25 protein-coding genes are annotated in these 22,546 nt (G+C 71.0%); 12 read left to right on the top strand and 13 right to left on the bottom strand.

Annotated features, from left to right (window positions below; all coding sequences use genetic code 11):
• The 3 genes from CHC05_RS20685 to CHC05_RS20675 all read right to left on the bottom strand — a co-directional run bounded on the left by CHC05_RS20685 (position 1) and on the right by CHC05_RS20675 (position 3,061).
• Positions 1–1,260, bottom strand: a complete 1,260-nt coding sequence (locus CHC05_RS20685; RefSeq protein WP_089251304.1) for a M48 family metallopeptidase — start codon at positions 1,258–1,260, stop codon at positions 1–3.
• Between the two features lie 124 nt (positions 1,261–1,384).
• Positions 1,385–1,612 (bottom strand): hypothetical protein, encoded by a 228-nt coding sequence (locus tag CHC05_RS20680; protein ID WP_089251302.1) that lies wholly within the window; start codon positions 1,610–1,612, stop codon positions 1,385–1,387.
• A gap of 72 nt (positions 1,613–1,684) precedes the next feature.
• Entirely contained in the window at positions 1,685–3,061 is a 1,377-nt protein-coding gene (locus CHC05_RS20675) for an NYN domain-containing protein (protein ID WP_089251300.1), read from the bottom strand.
• 131 nt (positions 3,062–3,192) lie between these two features.
• On the opposite strand from CHC05_RS20675, the gene CHC05_RS20670 reads away from it, so the two are divergent.
• The 7 genes from CHC05_RS20670 to CHC05_RS20640 all read left to right on the top strand — a co-directional run bounded on the left by CHC05_RS20670 (position 3,193) and on the right by CHC05_RS20640 (position 10,141).
• Positions 3,193–4,902 carry a DEDD exonuclease domain-containing protein gene (locus CHC05_RS20670; RefSeq protein ID WP_425426818.1) on the top strand — a complete coding sequence of 570 codons (1,710 nt, stop codon included), beginning with the start codon at positions 3,193–3,195 and terminating at the stop codon, positions 4,900–4,902.
• Positions 4,903–5,057: 155 nt separating this feature from the next.
• Positions 5,058–6,839: a RelA/SpoT family protein gene (locus tag CHC05_RS20665; protein ID WP_089251298.1), complete on the top strand. Its 1,782-nt coding sequence runs from the start codon at positions 5,058–5,060 to the stop codon at positions 6,837–6,839.
• Positions 6,840–7,233: 394 nt separating this feature from the next.
• Positions 7,234–7,548: a hypothetical protein gene (locus CHC05_RS20660; protein WP_089251296.1), complete on the top strand. Its 315-nt coding sequence runs from the start codon at positions 7,234–7,236 to the stop codon at positions 7,546–7,548.
• Between the two features lie 116 nt (positions 7,549–7,664).
• Positions 7,665–8,201, top strand: coding sequence for an NUDIX hydrolase (locus tag CHC05_RS20655; RefSeq protein ID WP_089251294.1), 537 nt, complete (start codon positions 7,665–7,667; stop codon positions 8,199–8,201).
• A complete protein-coding gene (locus tag CHC05_RS20650; protein ID WP_089251292.1) occupies positions 8,194–9,006 on the top strand; it encodes a nucleotidyltransferase family protein in 813 nt (270 codons plus the stop codon). Before CHC05_RS20655 ends, CHC05_RS20650 begins: the two co-directional genes overlap by 8 nt.
• A gap of 33 nt (positions 9,007–9,039) precedes the next feature.
• Entirely contained in the window at positions 9,040–9,327 is a 288-nt protein-coding gene (locus CHC05_RS20645) for an Lrp/AsnC family transcriptional regulator (RefSeq protein ID WP_089251290.1), read from the top strand.
• Complete coding sequence (locus tag CHC05_RS20640; RefSeq protein ID WP_089251288.1) at positions 9,314–10,141, top strand: alpha/beta hydrolase family protein; 828 nt, start codon at positions 9,314–9,316, stop codon at positions 10,139–10,141. The genes CHC05_RS20645 and CHC05_RS20640 overlap by 14 nt, the downstream gene beginning before the upstream one ends.
• Before the next feature lie 58 nt (positions 10,142–10,199).
• Here the strand turns inward: CHC05_RS20640 and CHC05_RS20635 are convergent, their stop codons facing one another.
• The 5 genes from CHC05_RS20635 to ctaE all read right to left on the bottom strand — a co-directional run bounded on the left by CHC05_RS20635 (position 10,200) and on the right by ctaE (position 14,790).
• On the bottom strand, positions 10,200–10,385 hold the full coding sequence (locus CHC05_RS20635) for a hypothetical protein (RefSeq protein ID WP_089251286.1): 186 nt from the start codon (positions 10,383–10,385) through the stop codon (positions 10,200–10,202).
• A 167-nt stretch (positions 10,386–10,552) separates the two neighbouring features.
• Positions 10,553–12,157: a cytochrome bc1 complex cytochrome b subunit gene (qcrB, locus tag CHC05_RS20630; RefSeq protein ID WP_089251284.1), complete on the bottom strand. Its 1,605-nt coding sequence runs from the start codon at positions 12,155–12,157 to the stop codon at positions 10,553–10,555.
• Complete coding sequence (qcrA, locus tag CHC05_RS20625; RefSeq protein WP_089251282.1) at positions 12,154–13,290, bottom strand: cytochrome bc1 complex Rieske iron-sulfur subunit; 1,137 nt, start codon at positions 13,288–13,290, stop codon at positions 12,154–12,156. Before qcrA ends, qcrB begins: the two co-directional genes overlap by 4 nt.
• Positions 13,287–14,117: a cytochrome bc1 complex diheme cytochrome c subunit gene (qcrC, locus tag CHC05_RS20620; protein WP_089251280.1), complete on the bottom strand. Its 831-nt coding sequence runs from the start codon at positions 14,115–14,117 to the stop codon at positions 13,287–13,289. The genes qcrA and qcrC overlap by 4 nt, the downstream gene beginning before the upstream one ends.
• 73 nt (positions 14,118–14,190) lie before the next feature.
• Entirely contained in the window at positions 14,191–14,790 is a 600-nt protein-coding gene (gene ctaE / locus CHC05_RS20615) for an aa3-type cytochrome oxidase subunit III (protein WP_089251278.1), read from the bottom strand.
• A 103-nt stretch (positions 14,791–14,893) separates the two neighbouring features.
• On the opposite strand from ctaE, the gene CHC05_RS20610 reads away from it, so the two are divergent.
• From CHC05_RS20610 to trpD, 3 genes are read left to right on the top strand one after another with little or no spacing between them, the layout of a single operon-like run.
• A complete protein-coding gene (locus tag CHC05_RS20610; RefSeq protein WP_089251276.1) occupies positions 14,894–15,820 on the top strand; it encodes a cytochrome c oxidase assembly protein in 927 nt (308 codons plus the stop codon).
• A gap of 18 nt (positions 15,821–15,838) precedes the next feature.
• A complete protein-coding gene (locus CHC05_RS20605) occupies positions 15,839–16,255 on the top strand; it encodes a response regulator (RefSeq protein ID WP_089251274.1) in 417 nt (138 codons plus the stop codon).
• 39 nt (positions 16,256–16,294) lie between these two features.
• Positions 16,295–17,356: an anthranilate phosphoribosyltransferase gene (trpD, locus tag CHC05_RS20600; protein ID WP_089251272.1), complete on the top strand. Its 1,062-nt coding sequence runs from the start codon at positions 16,295–16,297 to the stop codon at positions 17,354–17,356.
• Between the two features lie 324 nt (positions 17,357–17,680).
• Here trpD and CHC05_RS20595 read toward each other — a convergent pair whose 3' ends face one another.
• Positions 17,681–18,106 carry a cytochrome c oxidase subunit 4 gene (locus CHC05_RS20595; protein ID WP_089251270.1) on the bottom strand — a complete coding sequence of 142 codons (426 nt, stop codon included), beginning with the start codon at positions 18,104–18,106 and terminating at the stop codon, positions 17,681–17,683.
• Between the two features lie 10 nt (positions 18,107–18,116).
• Positions 18,117–19,040, bottom strand: a complete 924-nt coding sequence (gene ctaC, locus CHC05_RS20590; RefSeq protein ID WP_425426809.1) for an aa3-type cytochrome oxidase subunit II — start codon at positions 19,038–19,040, stop codon at positions 18,117–18,119.
• 112 nt (positions 19,041–19,152) lie between these two features.
• Between ctaC and CHC05_RS20585 the strand changes: the two genes are divergently transcribed.
• Both CHC05_RS20585 and CHC05_RS20580 read left to right on the top strand, forming a co-directional pair.
• Positions 19,153–20,292 carry a cysteine desulfurase family protein gene (locus CHC05_RS20585; protein ID WP_089251266.1) on the top strand — a complete coding sequence of 380 codons (1,140 nt, stop codon included), beginning with the start codon at positions 19,153–19,155 and terminating at the stop codon, positions 20,290–20,292.
• Entirely contained in the window at positions 20,289–20,504 is a 216-nt protein-coding gene (locus tag CHC05_RS20580) for a sulfurtransferase TusA family protein (RefSeq protein WP_089251264.1), read from the top strand. The genes CHC05_RS20585 and CHC05_RS20580 overlap by 4 nt, the downstream gene beginning before the upstream one ends.
• Before the next feature lie 8 nt (positions 20,505–20,512).
• Here CHC05_RS20580 and CHC05_RS20575 read toward each other — a convergent pair whose 3' ends face one another.
• The 3 genes from CHC05_RS20575 to erpA all read right to left on the bottom strand — a co-directional run bounded on the left by CHC05_RS20575 (position 20,513) and on the right by erpA (position 22,509).
• Positions 20,513–21,019 carry a P-loop nucleotide/nucleoside kinase family protein gene (locus CHC05_RS20575; RefSeq protein WP_089251262.1) on the bottom strand — a complete coding sequence of 169 codons (507 nt, stop codon included), beginning with the start codon at positions 21,017–21,019 and terminating at the stop codon, positions 20,513–20,515.
• Positions 21,016–21,993: a carbohydrate kinase family protein gene (locus CHC05_RS20570; protein ID WP_089251260.1), complete on the bottom strand. Its 978-nt coding sequence runs from the start codon at positions 21,991–21,993 to the stop codon at positions 21,016–21,018. The genes CHC05_RS20575 and CHC05_RS20570 overlap by 4 nt, the downstream gene beginning before the upstream one ends.
• 150 nt (positions 21,994–22,143) lie before the next feature.
• Positions 22,144–22,509, bottom strand: coding sequence for an iron-sulfur cluster insertion protein ErpA (gene erpA / locus CHC05_RS20565; RefSeq protein WP_089251258.1), 366 nt, complete (start codon positions 22,507–22,509; stop codon positions 22,144–22,146).
• Positions 22,510–22,546: the final 37 nt, after the last annotated feature.

The raw sequence follows: 22,546 nt of genomic DNA, 5'->3' as shown, positions 1-22,546 counted from the left end.
CTAGGGCCTTTCGCCGCGGGCGTAGGCGCGGGCCGCGGCCATGCGCTCCACGGTGGACGGATGGGACGCGCCGAAGAGGTATTCCCAGCGCGGCGGGTCGGGGTCGCCGATGTTGACCGACGACAGCCGGCTCTGCATCGCCTCGAAGGTGGTCGGGTCGTTCGTCAACGCCAGGGCGTGCGCGTCGGCCCGCATCTCGACCCGCCGGGAGATCAGGGCCTGGGCCGGTGACGAGACCAAGCCGGCGACCGCGACCACGGCGACCAGCAACGCGAATGCCGTGGGCGAGGCGATCGAGGTGACGCCGGCGGTGCGCAGCAGGCCCGTCCAGCCGCCCAGCAGGAACAGGGTGACCACCGCCAGCGCCGCGCCCAGCGCGCCGATCAGCGTGCCGGTGCGGACGTCGTTGTCTTTCGCGTGCCCGAGCTCGTGTGCCACGACGCTGACCACCTCGGCCGGTGGCGCCTCGCGCAGCAGGGTGTCGTAGACGACGATGCGGCGGGTCGGGCCGAGGCCGGACACGTAGGCGTTGACCGCCCGGGTGCGCCGGGACGCGTCGGCCACGAGCACGTCGCGGACCGGGACGCCGTCGGTCTCGGCCAACTGCATGAGCTCGGTGCGCAGTGGGCCGGCGGCCATCGGGGTGAACTTGTTGAACACCGGCTCGACCAGCACCGGCAGCACGAACGAGAGCAGCACCGCCAGCGTCGCGGCACCGGCCGCGCCCCAGGCCCACCACCAGCGCGGCGCGAAATGGGTGATCGCGTAGAAGCCCAGCAGCGCCACCACACCGATCACGGCGGACACGGCGTAGCCCTTGAGCAGGTCGACCGTCCAGCCACCCCAGCCCTGGGTCGACAAGCCGTAGCGGGTCATCACCGTGTGCCGCCAGGCGGCGAACGGCAGGGTGACCAGGTCGGCGACCAGCAGCACGGCGAACGCGCCGAGGATGGCCTGAGCCACCCAGTGATCACCGAACGGCCGACCCACGGCCTCGATCAGCCGGGCACCGAGCGGGCTGAGCCCCAGCGCCAGCGCCACCGCCAGCCCGATCAGCAGGCTCCCGTAGCCCGCGGGGCGCAATGCCGAGCGGAAGGCCTTGCCCGCGGCGACCTGCTCGGCCGGCAGCGACCGCAGCGCCGCGACCTGGTCGGCCCGCGGCGCGGGCGGCCGGTGCCAGGGCACCAGCACGACGACGGTCACCGCCAGGGCGACCGCGAGCACGCAGAAGGCGACCACCGCCCACCACCGTGGCGTCACCAGGCAATGCCTCCTCCGGTCCTCAGGCACCTTGCCGCTGACGCGGCAACGCGCCTTCCGGTCACTCCCGCGAGCATCGGATCATAGTAAAGGTCAGGCGATCCGGGCTCCGGATCGTCAGCGATCAGGCGACCCGAAACCCGGATCGCGAGCGGGGCCGCACCATCCGTAGCGCGGCCGGCTGCGCGCTGACCACCTCGACCTCGAAGCCGGCCCGCGCGAACACCTCGATCGCGCGTAGCTCGTCGGCATCGAGGCCCTCGATCTCGGCCGGAGCGTCGAGCAGCGCGTTGACGAAGCACCCTCGGCACGCCGCGCCGCGCACCGCGCAGCTTGAGCAGTCGATGAGCATCACAGGCTCCTGTCTAGGAAGACACCGTCTGTGACGTAGACGCTAGCGAGCGGGTCCGACAAAAATGCCGGGTCAACTCCGGGACAACCGCCTGACCAGGGCATCCGCGCCCAGCGGGTAGGCGCCGTGCCGGCGTACACCATCGGCGACCTCACGGTCCGAACTCACCACCACCACCGGCCGCCCGGCCGGCTCGGCGCGGACCAACCGCCGGATCAGCTCGTCGGCGGTCTCGCCCTTGCGGGAGAACAGCACCCGGACACCACGCGGCGCCGGTGGCAGGCCGTGCACCCGCTCGGCGCCGTCGAAGACCACCGTCACCTCGTCGCCGGTCTGCGCCGCGATCCCGCCGAGGCCCGTGATCAGCCGCTTGCGCTGCTGTTCGAGCGACATCTCGCCGTACCCCCGTTTGGTGACGTTGTATCCGTCGACCACCAGATGGGCGCGCGGCAGGGCGAGCAGCTGGTCGAGGCGGGCGGGGTCGTCGGTGTCGAGCGCGCGGGCGGCGGAGGCGGGGGTGCCGGGCTGGTCGCCGTGCGCCTCGGCCACGTAGTCGGCCGGGCGCCGGTCGGTGGGTTCGAGGGCGAGCTCGCGGCGCAACCCGACGGCGGCCTGGCCGATCGTCTCCAGCAGGAGCCACAGCCGCGCGTCGTCGACCGAGCGCGCCTCCTTGGCGCTCTGCCGCGCGCTGCCGGCCACGGTCTCCGCCTCCGCGAGCCGGGCGCGCACCCGGCGCAGCTCGGCGTCGTGGTCGGCGGCGGCGCGGGCGGCCCGGCCCTTCTCGGTGGCGAGCATCTCGGTCGCCTTGCGCTCGCGGGTCTGCAGCTCGCGCAGCGACCGGGCCTGCACCCGCAGCTCCTCGCGGAGCGATCCGAGCTCGGCACTGACCCGGGCCAGCTCGTCGCGGAGCTTGTCGGCCTCGCTGCGGGCGACGGCGCGGTCGTGCTCGGCCCGCGCGGTGCGCTGCTCGGCGTCGCGGACCAGGCCGGCTACGGCGGCGCTGTCGGCCTCCGCGCGGACCGCGTCGCCGGCCGCTTCGACCAGCTCACGCCAGCCGGTCGGCCGGGCAAGATAGGCCAGCGCGGCGACCTCGACCGGGTCGGCGGCGGCCGGGCAGATGCCCTCGAGGACGGCGGCGCCCAGGTCACCGACCTCGGCGATCACCCGGGTGGAGATCCGCTGGCGGAACAGCGAGTCGGCGGAGAGCTGCGCGGCGATGGCGGGGCCACCCAGCCGGGCCCGCCGGTTGGGCGCGAACTTGGCCACCCGGCGCAGCGGCACGGGCTGCTCGTCGAAGGGCAGGCCGGGCAGCGCGGAGGCGGCCAGCGCGACGACGCGCTGGCGGACCGGCTCGGGCAGGAGAGGCTCGGCTTCCGGCTCCGGACCGGCGTACGACGGCGGGACCGCTTCCTCGGGAAGGCGGCCGTCGCGCGGTTCGGGCTCGGACATGGAGCAAGTCTCCCACCGACCGCCACTCCGGCGCCCGTCGATGTAGTCGATCTTTTCTCACCGGGTACGGCGAAACGCCTGGGGCCCGTGCGACAGAAGTGTCGTACCGGCGTTCTAACGTCCTGCACGTGGTGGAACCGCTCTTCGTCCAGGGCACGCTCGACGGCGTGCTGACCGCTGCCGCGACCAGCCTGCGCGACACGACCTTCGTGGTGGTCGACCTCGAGACCACCGGCGGCGCGCCCGACGGCGGGGGCATCACCGAGGTCGGTGCGGTCAAGGTGCGCGGCGGCGACGAGCTGGGCGTGCTGGCCACGCTGGTCAACCCGGGCCAGCCGATCCCGCCGTTCATCACGGTGCTGACCGGCATCACCGAGGCGATGGTGCTGCCCGCGCCGCCGATCGAAGAGGTGCTGCCGCCGTTCCTCGAGTTCATCCAGGGCGCCGTGTTGGTGGCCCACAACGCGCCCTACGACGTGGGCTTCCTCAAGGCGGCGTGCGCCAAGTTCGGCTACACCTGGCCCAACCCGCGGGTCCTCGACACCGCCGCGCTGGCCCGCCGGGTGCTCCTCCGCGACGAGGTGCCCAACCGCAAGCTGGGCACGCTGGCCGCGCACTTCCGCACCGCCCGCCAGCCCACCCACCGGGCGCTCGACGACGCCCTGGCCACGGTCGACGTGCTGCACGCCATGATCGGCCGGCTGGGCAGCCACAACGTGACCACGGTCGGCGACGCGATCGAGTTCCAGAAGGCGGTCACCCCGACCCAGCGGCGCAAGCGACACCTGGCCGAGGGACTGCCGCACGGTCCCGGGGTCTACATCTTCCGGGCCGCCGACGACCGCCCGCTCTACGTCGGCACCTCGGTCGACATCGCCACCCGGGTCCGCAGCTACTTCACCGCCGCCGAGAAGCGCGCCCGGATGTCCGAGATGCTCAACGCCGCGGAGCGGGTCGACGCCGTCGAGTGCGCGCACGGGCTGGAGGCCGAGATCCGTGAGCTCCGGCTGATCGCTGCGCATGCCCCGCCCTACAACCGGCGCTCGAAGTTCCCGGAGCGGGTGGTCTGGCTCAAGCTCACCGACGAGCCCTACCCGCGGCTGTCGGTGGTGCGCGCGCTGGCCGAGGGCGACACCGCCTACCTCGGGCCCTTCACCTCCAAGCGGGCCGCCGACCTGGCCGCGGCGGCGGTGCACGACGCGATCCCGCTCCGGCAGTGCACCCTGCGCCTCTCGGCCAAGACCACGACGCCCGCGTGCGCGCTGGCCGAGCTGGGCAAATGCGCGGCGCCGTGCGAGCACAAGATCAGTCCGGAGGCGTACGAGGAGGCCGCCGCCGCACCCTTTCGCTCGGCGACCACGGGCGACCCGCGGGCGGTGGTCGAGGCGCTGCTCAGCCGCATCTCGGTGCTGTCCGACGCGCGCCGCTACGAAGACGCGGCGGTGATCCGCGGCCGGCTGGCCGCGGTGCTACGGGCGGCCGTCCGGATGCAGCGGCTCTTCGGCCTCACCTCGATCACCGAGCTCGTCGCGGCGCGGCGGGCCGGCGACGGCGGGTGGGAGCTCGCGATCGTGCGGCAGGGGCGGCTGGCCGCGGCCGGCAACTCGCCACCCCGGGTGCATCCACGCGCGACGATCGAGATGCTCCGCGCGACGGCCGAGACGGTGCTGCCCGGCCACGGCCCGGTTCCGAGCGCGACCGCCGAGGAGACCGAGCGAATTTTGTCCTGGTTGGAGAAACCCGACACCCGACTGGTGGAGGCGTCCGCCGGCTGGGCGTCGCCCGTCCGTGGAGCAGGCCGCTACCGGGAGTTGCTCCGAAAGGCGGAAGCCCTGGCCTAATCGGCAGACTCACCCGTTCGCACAGAAGCAACTGACCATTTGGACTACGGTGCGTGACTTAGTCTGGTAGAGAAATGCACTCGTGACTGTCTCGCCCGATTTCCCGGGCGAAGGCACGATTCGCGGGTGCTGGCCTCGTCAGGAGGTGTGCGGGCGTGGATGTCGACGCCGGTCACGGCGCCGCGCTGGGTCGTGTGGTGCCTGTCCAATCCAGCGACCTGCCCATCTCCCGCCGGCTACGGACGTTCCTGTCCTGGCCCGCGTCCGACGACGACCCGGTCGGGCGGCTGGTCCGCACCCACCGCGAGGTGCACGCGGGCGACGCCGGTGTGCTCCGCCGGGCGTACGGCATCGCCGAGAGCATGCACCGCGGCCAGTTCCGCAAGAGCGGCGAGCCGTTCATCACGCACCCGCTCGCGGTCGCGCAGATCCTCGCCGAGCTGGGCATGGACACCACCACCCTGGTGGCGGCGCTGCTGCACGACACGGTCGAAGACACCCGCTACACGCTCCAGGCGCTCGACGGCGACTTCGGTCCCGAGGTGGCCCACCTGGTCGACGGCGTGACCAAGTTCGACAAGGCGTTCTACGGCAAGGCGGCCGAGGCCGAGACGATCCGCAAGATGCTGGTCGCCGCCGGCAAAGACGTCCGGGTGCTGATCATCAAGCTGGCCGACCGGCTGCACAACATGCGCACCCTCGACGCCCGCTCCCCCTCCTCGCGGGCCCGGATCGCCAAGGCGACCCTCGACGTGCTGGTGCCCCTCTGCGACCGGCTCGGCATCCAGCTGCTCAAGCGCGAGCTCGACGACGTGGTGCTCTACCACCTGGAGCCCGAGGGCTACGCGACGGTCGACGAGCACGTCCAGGCCCGCACCGGCTGGGACGAATACGTGACGGAGGTCGCGCTCCGCGCCAAGACGACGCTGCGCCGCAGCCGGGTGACCGCGACCGTCACGGCCCGACCCCGGCACTACTACTCGATCTGGAAGGACACGGTCGAGGCCGGCTACGCGGTGCCGCACGACCTGCCCCGGATCGCGGTCGTCGTCGACGGCACCGACACCGACTGCTACGCCGCGCTCGGCGCGATCCACGGTTGTTGGCGGCCGGTCCCGGGCCGGTTCAAAGACTTCATCGCGTCGCCGAAGAACAACCTCTACCGCTCGCTGCACACCACGGTGATCGGCCCCGACGACCGTTCGGTCGAGGTGCTGATCCGCACCGAGTCGATGCACCAGCTGGCCGAATACGGCATCGCCGCGCACTTCCGCTATCCCAAGACCCCGGCCGCCATGGCCGAGTCCCGGATGGAGCAGCTCGCCTGGCTGCGCCGCGTACTCGACTGGGAACAGGCCACCTCCGACGCCGCGCAGTTCCTCGAGTCGCTGCGCTGCGACCTCGCCGAGTCGCAGATCCAGGTGTTCGCCGAGAGCCGCCAGATCGTCCTGCCGTCGGGCTCGACCCCGGTCGACCTGGCCTACGAGCTGGCCACCGAGCGCGGCGACCACTGCCTGGCCGCCACCATCAACGGCCGTCTGGCCCCCCTGTCATCGGAGCTCAACGACGGCGACGTGGTCGAGATCTTCACCGAGGCCGACTCGACCGAGAGCGCGGCCGTGCCGGCCGGGCCCCGCAAGGAGTGGCTCGGCTTCGTCAAGTCGCCCCAGGCCCAGATGCAGATCAACCGCTGGTTCGCCGACCACGACGAGCCCGGCATCAGCATCCCCGACAAGGTCCGCCTGGGCCGGGCCACGATCGGCCTGGCCCTACGCCGCCACGACCGGGGCCTGGCCAACGACCAGCCGCTGCGCCAACTCGCCGACGAGATGGGCTACCCCGACCTGGAAACCCTGCTGGTGGCGGTCTTCGACCGCGCCATCACACCGGAGTCCGTGGTCGACCGCCTGGTCGCCCTCGTCGACCGCCGGGAATAGCAGCCTCCGGCCCGACGGTCGGCCACCTGACACCATCAACCCGGACGAATTGTCCGATCGCTCGCTACAGCCTGCGGCAAAGTGCTCACTGGACGGACTGCCCAGGCGAACTCGCGGGGGTTACGCGCCGTCTTACAGGTCGGTAACCTCTACTCACGAGGAGCGTTTACCAGGTGTCACGTCCTCGTCACGCTTACGGTGGTGACTACGAGGAGCTGCTAAAGAAGCTGGAAGCAGCGAAGTGGACGATCAACGGCGGAGGAAACAGGCACTTTAAGCTCAAATGTCCGAATGAGTGTAAGTGCATGATCATGATGGCAACCACCCCGTCGGGAAGGTACTACCTTCGAAACTTCAGGCTTCAACTGAAGCGTGCGACCTGCTGGGAGGAAGAATGAACGAGTTTCATCTCGCGGTGGAGATGACCTTCGTCAGCACCCCCCACGGCACCGACGAACAGTTCGAAGAGTTCCTCGACGAAGTCGTCCTGCAGCTCGACAACATCGGTCGCGAGGCCAACCTGGCGGCCCGCCTAGGGGATCGCGTGGCCGACTTCGCGGCCAGCGTCACCGCCAACGACTTCACGATGGCAGCCGCGGCTTTCCTCATGGACCTTCGGACGGCGCTGCACGCCGCCGGTTGCCACACCGCCGGATGGCCGGTCTTCGAAGCAACGGATCACAAGGTCCGAGAGCTGCTAGAAGCCTAAGTCCGACGCCGGCCGCAGACGGCGGACCCCGTGCCCGTCCGCCTGTGTCGGCAGTCGGCGAGCCTCTTGCGATGGGCTGCCTCTAGCCTTGCTTTGTGGAACCCCGCCGCCGCGTGATGCGTGCTTTCGTCTACGGAGTTTTCTACCGGCTTCCGCATCCGGTGCGCAGGCGGATCGTGCGGACGTTCGTGCCCAAGTACATCGTCGGCGGTGTGGTCCTCGTCCGCGACTCCGAAGCGCCCGCTCCTGGGCGGTTGCTGCTGCTGCGCCAGCCGCCCGGCAAGGGGTGGGGGTTGCCGGCCGGGTTGCTGCAACGCGGTGAGCCGCCGATCGTCGGTGCGGCCCGCGAGCTCGCCGAGGAGTCCGGCATCACAGTGGACCCTCGGGCCCTGACGCCGGCCGTGCCCAACGCGGTCGTACACGCCAAGGGTTGGGTCGACATGGTGTTCGAACTGGAGGTCCCGGCGTCGACCACCGTGCTGGAGGTCGACGGCGCCGAGGTGTACGAGGCGGCCTTCCACCCGATCGACGACCTGCCGCGGCTGACCCTGTCGACCCAGCGGCTCCTCGCGTACTACGGCATCGGCCCGCTCGTCGCGCCGGACGACCCGACCAGCTGGGACCGGCCGTCGGCGCCGAGCCACGATGGGTGACCTCTGCGCCGTCGTGCTGGCGGCCGGCGAAGGGCAACGGCTGCGGCCGCTGACCGGCACGGTGCCCAAGGCGCTCTGCCCGGTCGGCAACGTACCCCTGCTCGACCTCGCCCTCGCCCGCGTCGCCGGGTTCGGGCTGAGCGGGCCGGCCGACGTCGCCGTCAACGCCAGCTACCTCGGCGACCAGGTGGTCGCGCACACCGGCGACCGGGCCCACCTCTCCGTCGAGCCCGACCACCCGCTGGGCACCTCCGGCGGCCTCGGCAACCTGCGCGACTGGATCGGGGGCCGCGGGGTAATGGTCGCCAACGCCGACGCGTACCTCGCCGGCGGTGACCCGCGAAGAATCCTGGACGGCTGGGACGGCGAGACCGTCCGGCTGCTCGGCCAACCCGTCAGCGAGCACCGGCCGGGACTGTTCAGCGGGCACCGGTTCGTCGGGCTCTCGCTGCTGCCGTGGCGCCGCGTGCGCGACCTCGCCGCCACCCCGGCCGAGCTCGTCCACACGGTCTGGCGACCGGCCGAGGCCGACGGTGAGCTCGACGTGGTGCCGTTCGACGGGGTCTTCTTCGACACGGGTACGCCGCGCGACTACCTGGCCGCCAACCTGCACGCCGCGGCCGGCGGCAACCTGGTCGCCGGCACCGTCACCGGGCGCTGCGTGCGGTCCGTGGTCGGTGACGGTGCCATCGTGGCCGGCGACGTCACCGACAGCGTCGTCTGGCCGGGTGCCGTCGTCGCGGCGGGCGAGCGGCTCGACCACGTGATCCGGGCGGGCCAGCAGCTGACCGTCCCGGGCCGATAGCATGCCCCCAGGCACGACGAGAGGAGCCCATCGGTGATCACCGCGATCGTCCTGATCGACTGCGCCGCCGACTCGATCCCCGAGGTGGCCGAGAAGCTGGCCGACATCGACGGCGTCAGCGAGGTCTACTCCGTCGCCGGCGGCGTCGACCTGATCGCGATCGTCCGGGTCCGCGAGTTCGACCAGATCGCCGACGTGATCGCGGGCGGCATCTCCAAGGTCGACGGTGTGGTCAGCACCGACACCCACATCGCGTTCCGGGCCTACTCGCAGCACGACCTCGAAGAGGCGTTCGCGATCGGTCTCCGTGAGTCCGACTGAGCAGCGGTTCGTCGACCGCGGGTCCGACCGGCTCGCGCTGCACCACTACCCCTCGCCCTCCCCCACCGCGCCGGTCGCCGTGGTGCTGCCCGCGATGGGCGCCGCCGCCCGGTTCTACCGCCCGCTGGCGGAGTCCCTGGGTGCCGCCGGCTTCGAGGTGGTGGTCGCGGACCTGCGCGGCACCGGCGACAGCACACCGCGGCCGAGCCGCTCGTCCCGCTACGGCTACACGGACCTGGCCGGCGACGTCGGCGCTGTGCTCGACGAGCTCAAGGCCGACGACCGCCGGATCGTGCTGGTCGGCCATTCGCTCGGCGGCCAGGCCGGCTTGCTCCACCTGGCGACCGCACCCGGCGCGCCGGTCGACGGCATCGCCCTGGTGGCGGCCGCGATCCCCTACTGGCGGTCCTATCCGCGGCACGGCCAGGTCATCCGGGCATACACGCAGGCGATCGGCGCGGTCGCGAGCGTGCTGGGCTTCTGGCCCGGCTGGACCTTCGGCGGCCGGCAGGCCAGCGGCGTCATGCGGGACTGGGCTCGTTCCGCCCGCACCGGCGCGTTCCCGGGCGCCGACGCCGCGATGACCGAGGTGACCACCCCCGTGCTGGCGGTCAGCATCGACGACGACGTCTACACACCGCACGAGGCGGTCGACCACACGACCGCCAAGCTGCGCCGGGCCACCGTGCGCCGCGAGCGCATCGCGCGGATCGAGGCCGAGGGACGACCGGCCCATTTCGCATGGGTACGCGCACCCGAGCCGGTCACCACACTGATCCGCGACTGGTTCGACACCCTCCCGCCCCACCGCTAACCGCCGCCACCCACCCCCGCGAGGGCGCCACCCCCGACCGGATCGGCGCTAAGCGGTGCTAGGCCGCGGTGCGTTGGACCGGGGCTACGCCGCCCTTGCGGCTGGAGCGGAGCCAGACCGTGATCGGGGCGACCACCACGGCCGTGCCGCAGCCCTCGCACATCAGCTCAGGTGCGTCGCCCGGCCGTGCGGGCGGCAGCTGGGTGCCACACACCGAGCAGGTGAGTTCCTCCTCGCCACGCATGGCGTCTCCTTTCGAAGAGCGGAACCCGAACGCGAGTGGCCGTCATCACCACTCACGGGTCACGCTGCCACGCTCCGTGGTCGCACCGTGGGAAGTGCGTCGGCGTGTCGCCGTACGCGCGAAGGGCGAGGACCCCAGTGGGATCCTCGCCCTTCGACGAAACAACCTCAGTGCTTGGACTCGATCTCGCGCCGCTCCGGCGCCGCCTCGACCGGCGGGTGGCCCGGTGAGACCGGAGCCTCGGCGGGGCGTTCGAGCGGCCGGAAGAAGCCCTTGAGCGCCGGGCCGAGCGCGCCCAGGCGGTTCATCTTCTTCGGGACGACCCAACCCGCATAAGGAAGAGCCTCGTGGTCGTGGCCCAGCGGCTGGTGCACCTCGTAGAAGCGCCCGTCCGGCGAGCGCCGGATGATGCCCGTCTCGACGCCGTGTGCGAGCACCTCGCGGTCGTGCTGCTGGAGGCCCAGGCAGATCCGGTAGGTGACCCAGTAGGCGATCGGCGGCACGATCAGCAACCCGATCCGGCCGGCCCAGGTCATCGCGTTCAGGCTGATGTTGAACTTGTCGGCGATCACGTCGTTGCCGCCGGACAGCGTCAGCACCAGGAAGAACGACACCGCCATGGCGCCGAGTGCGGTGCGCTGGGGCACGTCACGCGGGCGCTGCAGCAGGTTGTGGATCTTGTTGTCCTTGTTGAGCCGCGCCTCTATGAACGGATAGAGCAGCGGCAAGGTGGTCAGGATTCCGGGCAGCACCACCGTCGGCCAGAAGATCGGCGGGATGACGTACCCGTTGCCGATCCCGATGTTGATCTGCCAGGCGGGCATCAGACGGGTCGAGCCGTCGAGGAACATGACGTACCAGTCGGGCTGCGACGCCGCCGACACGACACCGGCCTCGTACGGGCCGAACAGCCAGATCGGGTTGATCTGGAGCGCACCGGCCAGCACCGCGATCACGCCGGCCACGGCCATGAAGAAGCCGGCCTGCTTGATCGTGTAGCGGGGGAAGAACCGCTCGCCGACCACGTTGGTGTTGGTGCGGCCGGGGCCGGGCCACTGCGTGTGCTTCTGCTTGAACACCAGCGCGAGGTGCACGGATATCAGCGCGACCAGCAACGCCGGGATCAGCAGTACGTGCGCGATGAAGAACCGGCTGATGATGATGTCGCCCGGGAACTCCCCGTTGAAGATCGACGAGGTGAGCCAGGTGCCGATCAGCGGGATGGACAGCATGATCGCCGAGGCGATCCGCAGGCCCGTGCCGGAGAGCGCGTCGTCCGGGAGCGAGTAGCCGGTGAAGCCGGCGAGGAAGCCGATCCAGAACAGCAGCGAGCCGATGATCCAGTTGACCTCGCGCGGCTTGCGGTACGCACCCGTGAAGAAGATGCGCAGCATGTGCACGATGATCGCGGCCATGAAGACCAGCGCCGACCAGTGGTGCATCTGGCGCATGACCAGACCGCCACGGACGTCGAACGACAGGTCCAGCGACGACGCGTACGCCGCCGACATGTGCACACCCCGCAGCGGGGTGTAGCTGCCGTCGTACGTGACCTCCTTGAGCGAAGGCTCGAAGAAGAGGGTCAGGAACGTGCCGGTCAGCAGCAGCACGATGAACGAGAACAGCGCGATCTCGCCCAGCAGGAACGACCAGTGGTCGGGGAAGACCTTGTTGATGATGCTGCGCAGCGGGGTGGCTACGCCGAGCCGGTCCTCGACCTCGTTGCCCGCCTTGGCCGGCAGGGTCTTCAGGTCAATCTTTCGGCGCTTCACGGCCGCTCCCAGAAGTCAGGTCCGACGGTGGCCTGGTAGTCCGACCTCGCCACGAAGTATCCCTCTTCGTCGACGTCCAGCGGAAGCTGCGGCAGGCTGCGGCTTGCCGGACCGAAGACGGGCTTGGCGTTGTCGGTGATGAGGAACTGCGACTGGTGGCAGGGGCAGAGCAGCCGGTTGGTCTGCTGCTCGTAGAGGCTCGCCGGGCAGCCCGCGTGGGTGCAGATCTTCGAGTACGCGATGTAGTCGCCGTACATGAAGTCGCTGCGGTCGAACTTGTCGTGCCCGGTGCCCTTGACGTTGTTGGCCCGCGCCACGGCCGCGTCGTCCGGCCGCAGGTGGATCAGCAGCGTCGGCGAGTCGGCGTGCGCGTTGGTGGCGCCCTCGGGGATGCCGGGGAACACCGTCATCTGGCCACCGGCGCTCACGTCGGCGGGCCGGATCGGGGTGCCGTCGTCGCGGGTCAGCCGGACCAGCCGGGTGCCGCCGTTGGGCTCCTTGATCGGCGACCAGCCGGTGGTGAACATCTGGTTGTCGGCGTGCGGGTTCTTGATCAACCCACCGACCAGCGGCGCCGCCACGACCACGGCCACCGGCGCGAGGCCCGCCGCGGCCGCGAGGCCGAGCAGGGGCCGCCGCTTCACGCCGAGCTCCTCGACCATGTAGGCCAGGGTCTGGCCGACCGCCCGGCGATCGCCCTCGGGCGCCCCGCCGTCGTGCCGGTCCTGGATCGAGACCTCCTTGGGCAGCAGCTTCTTGCCCCAGGTGAGGATCGCGAAGGCGAGGAACAGCAGCGCCAGGCCGAGCGTGGCACCGAGCAGCGGCGTGTAGTACTTCATCATCACGTCGCCCTGCTCGTAGCGCCAGGGCCACACGATGTAGAGCACGACGAACGCGGTGCCGAAGAGCCCGACCAGCAGGAACATGAACGCGACGCTGCGGGACATCCGCTTCTCGAGCCGCGAGCCCCGCTCGGGGAACTGCGGCTCGTAGTGCACGATGTCGACGCCGTCCTGCCGGGCGGCGGCCTTGACCTTCTCGAACCGGGTCGTACGCGGGTCGTCGTAGTCGATCTCCTCCGGAACGGACGACCCGTGGCCGTTGCCGTTGGATCCGGTGGTCTGGACGGTCATGACTTCCCCGCAATCCACAGTGCCGTGAAGATCAGCGCGGTGATGCCCACCACGAAGACCGCGAGGCCTTCGGTCGTCGGGCCGAGCCGGCCGAGGTTGAAGCCGCCCGGGTCGCGGTCCTTCAGCGTCTCCTGGATGTAGGCGATCACGTCGCGCTTCTGGTCCGGGGTGAGCTGGTTGTCACCGAACACGGGCATGTTCTGCGGGCCGGAGAGCATCGCGGCCCAGATGACCCGGTCGTCGGTGTCGCTGATCCGCGGGGCGAACTTGCCCGAGGACAGCGCACCGCCGCCACCGCCGAAGGCGTGGCAGGACGAGCAGTTGAGGCGGAAGATCTGGCCGCCCGCGGCGACGTCGCCGCCCGAGTGCAGGTCGTTGCCCTCCGGCAGCTGCGGACCGCCGCCGAGCTCCTGCACGTACTGCGCGAGCTGGCGGGTCTGCTCCTCGTTGAACACCGGGGGCTTCTCCACCGCCTGCGCGCCCTGCGAGCCGAGCGGCATGCGGCCGGTGCCGACCTGGAACTCGACCGAGGCCCCGCCAACGCCGATCAGGCTCGGGCCGCGGCCCTCGATGCCCTGGGCGTTCATGCCATGGCAGCTGATGCAGCTCGTGTCGAAGAGTGCCTTGCCCTCCATGGCGGCCGGGGACAGCGGTGCGTCCTGGGCGGAGATGGCCGGCGCGAACGCCGTGTAGAGGCCGCCGGCGAAGACGAGGGCAGCGATCAGCCGGAGCGCCGAAGCGACTCGGCGACGGGCCCGGCTCCGCGGCACGGCGCGCCTCCTGCGCATCCGGGCGAGCAAACCGCCGGACCGGTGCGGAGATGTCATCAGGCTTTGTCCTTCACGGGTGTGCGACCTTGTCCCTGGGACGATGCGGGGGTCGGAAACGTGACGTTCATGATCACTGGAGACCGTAGATCATGAGGAACAGACCGATCCACACGACGTCGACGAAGTGCCAGTAGTACGACACGACGATCGCCGACGTCGCCTGCGCCGGGGTGAAGCGCCCCATCGTCGTCCGGATCATGTAGATGATGAAGGCGAGGAGACCGCCGGCCACGTGCAGGCCGTGGAAGCCGGTGGTCAGGTAGAACATGGAGCCGTAGCCGTCCTGGTTGATCTTGACGCCTTCGCCGACCAGCGTGTGGTACTCGAACAGCTGGCCGCACAGGAACGTCAGGCCCATGAAGAACGTCAGCGTGAACCACTGCCGCAGCTTGTAGACGTCGCCGCGCTCGGCGGCGAACACACCCATCTGGCAGGTGATCGACGAGAGCACCAGGATCACCGTGAACGTCGTCGCGTACGGGATGTTGAGCTCGGGCGTGTGTTCGGCCCAGAGCTCAGGCGCCGCAGCGCGAATGGAGAAGTACATCGCGAACAAAGCCGCGAAGAACATCAGTTCACTGGAGAGCCAGACGATCGTTCCCACGGAGACCATGTTTGGTCTCGTCAGGGAATGGATCCGGCTCTTGTCGATCGCTGGGGCCGCAGTCACGCGGTCATTATTGCGCTCCACCACCGAAGACGATCGCGGGGGTGCGTCCGGCGCGCCGTGGCCCGGCAAATGCCACCAACCTACCCGGGACTAACCTGGCTGCGTGGTCCTGGCAGAAGCGACGCCCCCGCCGTTCACCATCGCGTCGGTGTTCACCGAGATCCAGCTCGACAGCTGGCTGACGGTGCTCCTCGTCGTGGCGGCCGGCCTCTACCTGTACGGCGTGCACCGGCTGCGCGCACGCGGCGACAGCTGGCCGCTCTCCCGCACGCTGCTGTTCCTCTTCCCGGGCCTCGGCGGTATCGCCTCGGTTACGGTCAGTGGCCTGCACGCGTACGACACGACGTTGCTCTCGGTCCACATGGTGCAACACATGGTGTTGTCCATGGGCGCGCCGATCTTCCTCGCGCTCGGCGCCCCGATGACGCTGGCCCTGCGTACGCTCCAGGGAGCGCCCCGCAGCCGCCTGCTCGCCGTGGTGCACAGCCACGTGGCGAAGGTCCTCACGTTCCCGCTGGTGGCGTTCGGCCTGTTCGTGGCCACGCCGTTCGCGCTCTACTTCACCGGCCTCTACGAGCAGACCCTGCGGCACGAGTGGCTGCACGAGCTCACCCACGCGCACTTCATCCTGGTCGGCTGCCTGTTCTTCTGGCCGCTGCTCGGCCTGGACCCGCTGCCCGGCCGCTGGCCGTACCCGGCCCGGGCCCTGCTGATGCTGCTCTCCGTGCCGTTCCACACGGTGCTGGGGCTGACCATCATGCAGAGCAAGACGCTGCTGGGCGGCGACTGGTACCCGTCGCTGCACCTGGCCTGGGCCAACCCGTTCGACGACCAGCGGGCGGCCGGCGGCATCCTCTGGGCGGGCGGCGAGTTCGTCAGTGTGACGATGATCGCGGTGCTGGTGGTGCAGTGGATTCGTGCCTCCGAGCGGGAGGCCCGCCGGATCGACCGCGAGCTCGACCGGCAGGAGGCCCGGGAGCGGGCTCAAGATCAAAACGATGCGACGGTACGATCGGCGGCGCACGACTAACGACGTGGGAGCCTTTCGATGACCGACCGCACGTACACCGTCCTGCTCTACAGCGACGACCCGAAGGTGCGCGACCGGATGCGCCTGGCCGTGGGCACCCGACCGGCCGCCGACCTCCAGGTCGAGTTCGTCGAGGCCGACGACTACGACGCCTGCGTACGCCTGGTCGACGACTACGAGATCGACCTGATGCTGCTCGACGGCGAGGCGACCCCGGCCGGTGGCCTGGGCCTGGCCCGGCAGATCAAGGACGACCGCCCCAACGCCGCGCCGCCGGTCTGCCTGGTGCTGGCCCGGGCCGCGGATCGCTGGCTGGCCGCCTACGCCCAGGTCGAGGGCACCCTGATGTTCCCGCTCGACCCGATCGAGACCGGCCGCACCGTCGCGGCCATGCTCCGCTCGTACGCCTCCGGCGGGCCGGTCACCACCGCCTGAGTTCCCCCCACACCTCCGGCCCGACACGGGAGGCCCGGCATGGGCGATCGGACCTGGCCCAACCTGCTCGCCGCGCTGCTGCGCGACGAGGACCTCGCCACGCCCGACACGGCCTGGGCGATGGGCGAGATCATGGCCGGCTCGGCCACGCCCGCCCAGATCGCCGCGTTCATGATGGCGCTGCGGGCCAAGGGCGAGACCCCGGCCGAGCTCGGCGGCCTGGTCGAGGCGATGCTCACCGCGGCGGTCACGGTCGACCTGCCCGAGTCCGTCCGCGCCGACGCGGTGGACGTGGTGGGCACCGGCGGCGACCGCGCGCACACGGTCAACATCTCGACGATGGCGGCGATGGTGGTCGCCGCGTGCGGCGTGCGGGTGGTCAAGCACGGCAACCGCGCGGCGTCGTCGCTGTGCGGCACCGCCGACCTGCTGGAGCACTTCGGCATCCCGCTGGAGCTCGGCCCGGCCGGCGTGGCCCGCACCGTCGAAGAGGCGGGCATCGGCTTCTGCTTCGCCGCCCGGTTCCACCCGGGCATGCGGCACGCCGGCCCGACCAGGCGCGAGATCGGCGTGCCGACCGCCTTCAACTTCCTCGGCCCGCTGAGCAACCCGGCGCGCCCCCGCTCCGGCCTGGTCGGCTGCTTCGACGAGCGCATGGCGCCGGTGATGGCCGCGGTGTTCGCGGGCCGCGGCGACTCGGTGCTCGTGGTCCGCGGCGAGGACGGCCTCGACGAGATCAGCACGGCCGCGCCGACCCGGGTCTGGCTGGCCCATTCCGGGGCGGTCCGCGAGACCCGCCTCGACACGGTCGACCTGGGCCTCCCCCGCTCGGCACCGGGCGACCTACGCGGCGGCGACGCGACCTTCAACGCCGACGCGGCCCGCCGCGTCCTGGCCGGCGAGACCGGCCCGGTCCGCGACGCCACCCTGGTCAACGCCGCAGCGGCCCTGGTAGCCCACGCAGGCGGCACGGACGACCTCCTACCGGCCCTGAGCACGGCGTACGAACGCGCCGCCAACGCCGTAGACAGCGGCGCCGCAGCAGCCCTCCTGGACCGCTGGGTAACGGTCGCCCAAGCCGCTAAGGCCGACGGTCTGTAACCCGAGATCCAACGCAACGAGGCCGCCCTACGGGCGGCCTCGTTCGCGCTTGCGCGCAATCGCCGCACCACGCCGACCGGCAGCGCGCCGCGTTTCGGCGCGTCGCTCGCCGACGCGCCGACGCGGCGCGGATCTGGGTAAACGGGTGCTGCTCCAGCAGCAATCCCTTACCTAGATCTCGTGGGCGCGACCCAGCGCGGGCCTGGCAGCGGAGCGAAGCGGAGCGGTCCCCGGCGGGAGCAACGGTCCGGACCATCGCGAACCCGGGCAAAAAATAAGGCCGACCCGGACGAACCGGGCCGGCCCTACGCGAAGAAAAAGTTATCAGTGTTCGGCGGTGCGGCGGGTGCCGGTGTAGTACTCGAAGAGCAGGCCGCAGGCGGCGAGGACGACGCAGACCAGGCCGATGGCCAGCAGCCAGACCTGCCAGAACACCAGGCCGAGGCCCGCGATCGTGGCGGCCAGGGCGATGCCGAACGGCCAGTAGCTGCCCGGGCTGAAGAAGCCGATCTCACCCGCACCGTCGGCGATCTCGCCGTCCGAGCGGTCTTCCGGGCGCGGCTCGATGCGTCGGCTGACGAACCAGAAGAAGCCGCCGCACATCGTGGTGAGCAGGAAGCTCAGCGCGAGGGCGACCGTGCCGACCCAGTCGATGCCCTGGGTCTGCGCGTTGGTCCAGAAGGCGTAGACGAACGTGGCGACGAACAGGAAGGCGGAGATGACGCTGAACAGTTTCCATTCGGTGCGCATGGCCGGCCTTTCAGTTGCCCGTGCCGGCGGCGGTGCCGCCCGGGTTGAAGTTCGAGAGGTCACGCCGCGTCGGGAACGGTGACGTGGTCGACGCCAGCGGGTCCTCACCGATCGTCTCGAGCGCCTGCTGCGTCGTCTGCCCGGCCTGCTTCGCGGCCAGGAACTGGTCGTACTTGTCGCCCGAGACGGCGCGCAGCTCGAAGTTCATCATCGAGTGGTACGTGCCGCACAGCTCGGCGCAGCGGCCGACGTACGCGCCCTCCTGGTCGATGGTGACCTCGAAGACGTTGCGCACGTTGCCCGGGAAGACGTCGCGCTTGAACAGGAGCTCCGGCACCCAGAACGAGTGGATGACGTCGCGGCTGGTCTCCTCGAACCGGATCGTGCGACCGGTCGGCAGCACGAGGATCGGGATGATCTCGGTGGTGCCCAGCGTGGACGTGACCGTCTCGCCGACCCGGCCACCCTCGGTCGGGCCGGACTGGTAGTTGAACTGCCAGTTCCACTTGAACGCCTCGACCTCGACGGTCACGGCCGGGTTCGCGGTGGTCTTGTCGACGTCGGTCTGCACGATCGCCGTGTAGTAGAACAGCACGGAGACGACCAGCACCGGCGCGATGGTGTAGAGGAACTCCATCGGCATGTTGAAGCGGGTCTGCACCGGCAGCTTGTCGCCCCGCTTGCGGTAGCGGATGACGCACCAGAAGATCAGCGCCCAGACGAACACGCCGACGATCAGAGCGGCGACGGTCGACCCGATCCAGAGGTCGTACATCCGCTTGGACTGCTCGGTGATGCCGTTCTGCGGCCACCCGAAGCCGTCGACGTGACTGCCGACGTCGCAACCGGAGAGCAGCAACAGCAGCGCACCGCCGACGCCGACACCGGCCAACCGGACGGCCGTCGACCGCGCTTTCGAACGCACTGCGGACACGTTGTGGTCCTGCCCCTCTCGCACCTGCCGTCACCGACGGTCGCACATTACTCGACCAAGGTCGTCACACCGCTCCGGGGGTCGGCGCGCCGTCCGGGGATAACGTTTGATCGTGGGGGTTTCCGAAGCCTATTTCGACACCGCGAGCGCCGCTCCGCTGCACCCGGCGGCCAGGCAGGCACTGGCCGCGGCGCTGGACGACGGCTGGGCCGATCCGGCCCGGCTCTACTCACGAGCGCGGCGGGCCCGGCAGCTGCTGGACGCCGCCCGCGGCGCGACCGCCGAGGTGCTCGGGGTGCGTCCGGACGAGCTGTCGTTCACCGCGGGCGGCACGGCGGCGGCGCACGCGGCCGTGCTCGGCGCGCTCGCCGCCCGGGAACGCGTCGGCCGCGGGCTCGTGCACTCGGCGATCGAGCACTCGGCCGTCCTGCACGCCGCGGAACGGCACGTCGCGGCTGGTGGCACGGCCCATGAGGTGGGTGTGGACCGGCTCGGCCGGGTCGACCTGGCGGCGTTCGCTGACGCGGCCGCGCAGCCCGGCACCGCGTTGGCCGCGCTGATCAGCGCCAGCCACGAGGTCGGCACGGTGCAGCCGGTCGAGGCGGCCGGCGAGGCCTGCGCGCAGCACGGCGTGCCGCTCTATGTGGACGCTGCGCAGTCGGTCGGACGCGTGCCGTTGCCGTTCGGCTGGTCTTTGCTCACGGCCAGTGCCCACAAATGGGGCGGACCACCCGGAGTCGGGCTGTTGGTGGTGCGCAAGGGCACCCGCTTCGTCCAGACCGGCCCGTCCGAGGAGCGCACCGACCGGTCCACCGACCTGCCGGCGATCGTGGCGGCCGCGGCGTCCCTGCGAGCGGCCCAGGCGGAGGCCGCGGCGCTAGCCGAGCGGCACCGCGTGCTGGTCGACCGGATCCGCGCGACGGTGGCCGCGACCGTACCCGACGTCGAGGTCGTCGGCGACCCGGCCGACCGGCTGCCGCACCTGGTGACGTTCTCGTGCCTCTACGTCGACGGCGAGGCGCTGCTGCACGCGCTGGACCGGCGCGGGTTCGCGGTCTCGTCCGGCTCGTCGTGCACGTCGTCGACGCTGACGCCGAGCCACGTGCTGGTCGCGATGGGCGTGCTGTCGCACGGCAACGTGCGGGTCTCGCTGCACCGCGACAGCACGGAGGCCGACGTCGACCGCTTCCTGGCGGAGCTGCCCGGCATCGTGGCGGACCTGCGCGCCGAGGCGGGGGTGGTGGACCTGTGACCGAGATCCTCGACTGCCGGGGCCAGCGCTGCCCGCTGCCGGTCATCGCGCTGGCCCGGCGCCTTCCGGAACTACCGGTCGGCGCGACGCTGCGGGTGCTGGCCGACGACCCGGCCGCGGCGACCGACATCCCGGCCTGGTGCCGGATGCGCGGCCAGCACTACCTGGGCTCCCCGGAAACGCACGCGTTCGACGTGCGGCGCGATGTCTGAGCCGCGCCCTAGTCGTTGATCCAGGAGAGGGTGCCCGGCAGCGGGTCCCCGGCGATCGCCGTGTCGACGACCAGGCGGCGGCCGATGTACGGCTCGTACTCGGCCATCCGCAGCACCGTCTGCTCCCACGTCGGGTGGCCGTCGGGCGCGGCGGCGTGGCGCGTCTCGACCCGGCGCCGGTGCTCGGTCATGTCGTTGCACCAGACCTCGACCACGCGCAGCGCCGCCCCGCTGCGTTCGCACAGGGCCGGCCAGGTCGCGCGGGCCGCGGCGACCGCGTTGACGGCGTCGACCACGACGGTCAGCCCCATCGCGAGCTGGGCCTCGGCCAGCGCGGCGACCACGTCGTACGCGGTGACGCCCGGCGCCGGCTCGACCACGTCGTGGGCGCGCAGCACGCGGTCGACGTGGTCGACGGTCAGCACGGGCGCGGCCAGCGCCGTGCCCACCCGGGCGGCCAGGGTGCTCTTGCCGACCCCGGGCAGGCCGGCGAAGACGACCAGGCGGGGAGTCACCCCTTCAGGTGCGGCCGCACCTCGTCGGCCGCTTCCTGCCCGTACGAGTCGCCGAGCCGCTTGAGGAAGGTGTCGGCGCGCAGGTCGTACTCCTGGCCGCCGGCGCCCTCGAGGACGAGCCCGGCGAGCAGCGAGCCGATCTGGGCGGAGCGCTCGAGGCCGAGGCCCCACGACAGGCCGGCGAAGAAGCCGGCGCGGAAGCCGTCGCCGACGCCGGTCGGGTCGATCGGCTGCACGTCGGCGGCGATCGGCACGTGGATGCGCTCGATGTCCTTGCCGGTGATCTCGACGCCGTTCTTGCCCAGCGTGGTCACCCGGATCGCGACCTTGTCGAGCACCTCGGCGTCGGACAGGCCGGTCTTGCTCTCCAGCAGCGACTTCTCGTAGTCGTTGGTGAGCAGGTAGGCGGCGCCGTCGATGAGCGAGACGATGTCGTCGCCGTCCATCCGGGCGAGCTGCTGCGACGGGTCGGCCGCGAAGCGGTAGCCGCGGTCCCGGCACTCCTGCGAGTGGCGCACCATGCCCTGCGGGTCGTCGGCGCTGATCAGGACCAGGTCGAAGCCGCCCACCCGGTCGTTGGCCGGGGCGAGCTCGATGTTGCGGGCCTCGCTCATCGCACCCGCGTAGAACGAGGCGATCTGGCACATGTCCTCGTCGGTGGTGCAGACGAAGCGCGCGGTGTGCAGCACCTCGGAGACGTGCACCGAGTCGCAGTCGACGCCGTGGCGCTCGAGCCAGGACCGGTAGTCGTCGAAGTCCGTGCCGACGGCGCCGATCAGCACCGGTCGCAGCCCGAGCCGGGCCATCCCGAAGGCGATGTTGGCGGCCACCCCGCCGCGCCGGACCACCAGGTCGTCGATCAGGAACGAGAGCGAGACCTTGTGGAGCTGGTCGGCGATCAGCTGGTCGGCGAACCGACCGGGGAAGTGCATCAGGTGGTCGGTGGCGATCGAGCCGCTAACGGCGATCTTCATGTCGGCCCTCGGGGGTCGGTGGACAGATGGGCACACCGGGCTGCGGTGCGCGGGGTAGCTTACCGGCCGGTCAGACACGACGAACGGGACCGCCGGAGGAGGCGGCCCCGTTCGTCAAACAGCTATGTTGCGGCTTGCTCAGCGTGCGGCTTAGTGGAACGAGTCGCCGCAGGCGCAGGAGTTCTGCGCGTTGGGGTTGTCGATCGTGAAGCCCTGGGCGTCGATCCGGTCCGCGAAGTCGATCGTCGCGCCGGTCAGGTAGGGGGCGCTCATCCGGTCGATGACGACCTCGACGCCGCCGAAGGCGTTGACGATGTCGCCGTCAAGCGAGCGCTCGTCGAAGAAGAGCTGGTAACGCAGGCCCGAGCAGCCACCCGGCTGGACGGCCACGCGGAGCCGCAGGTCGTCGCGGCCTTCCTGCTCGATCAGGGCCTTCACCTTCACCGCCGCGACGTCGGTGAGGACAACGGTCGTAGCCGCGGTCTCGGCCGACCCGGTCTGCGCTGAAGTGGTCACGTGGGATCTCCCTGCTCGCTGCGATCGCCGGCCCCTG

Source organism: Asanoa hainanensis (assembly GCF_900188485.1).
GTDB classification, from domain to species: Bacteria; Actinomycetota; Actinomycetes; order Mycobacteriales; family Micromonosporaceae; genus Asanoa; species Asanoa hainanensis.
This window is presented reverse-complemented; position numbering and strand designations above follow the sequence as displayed.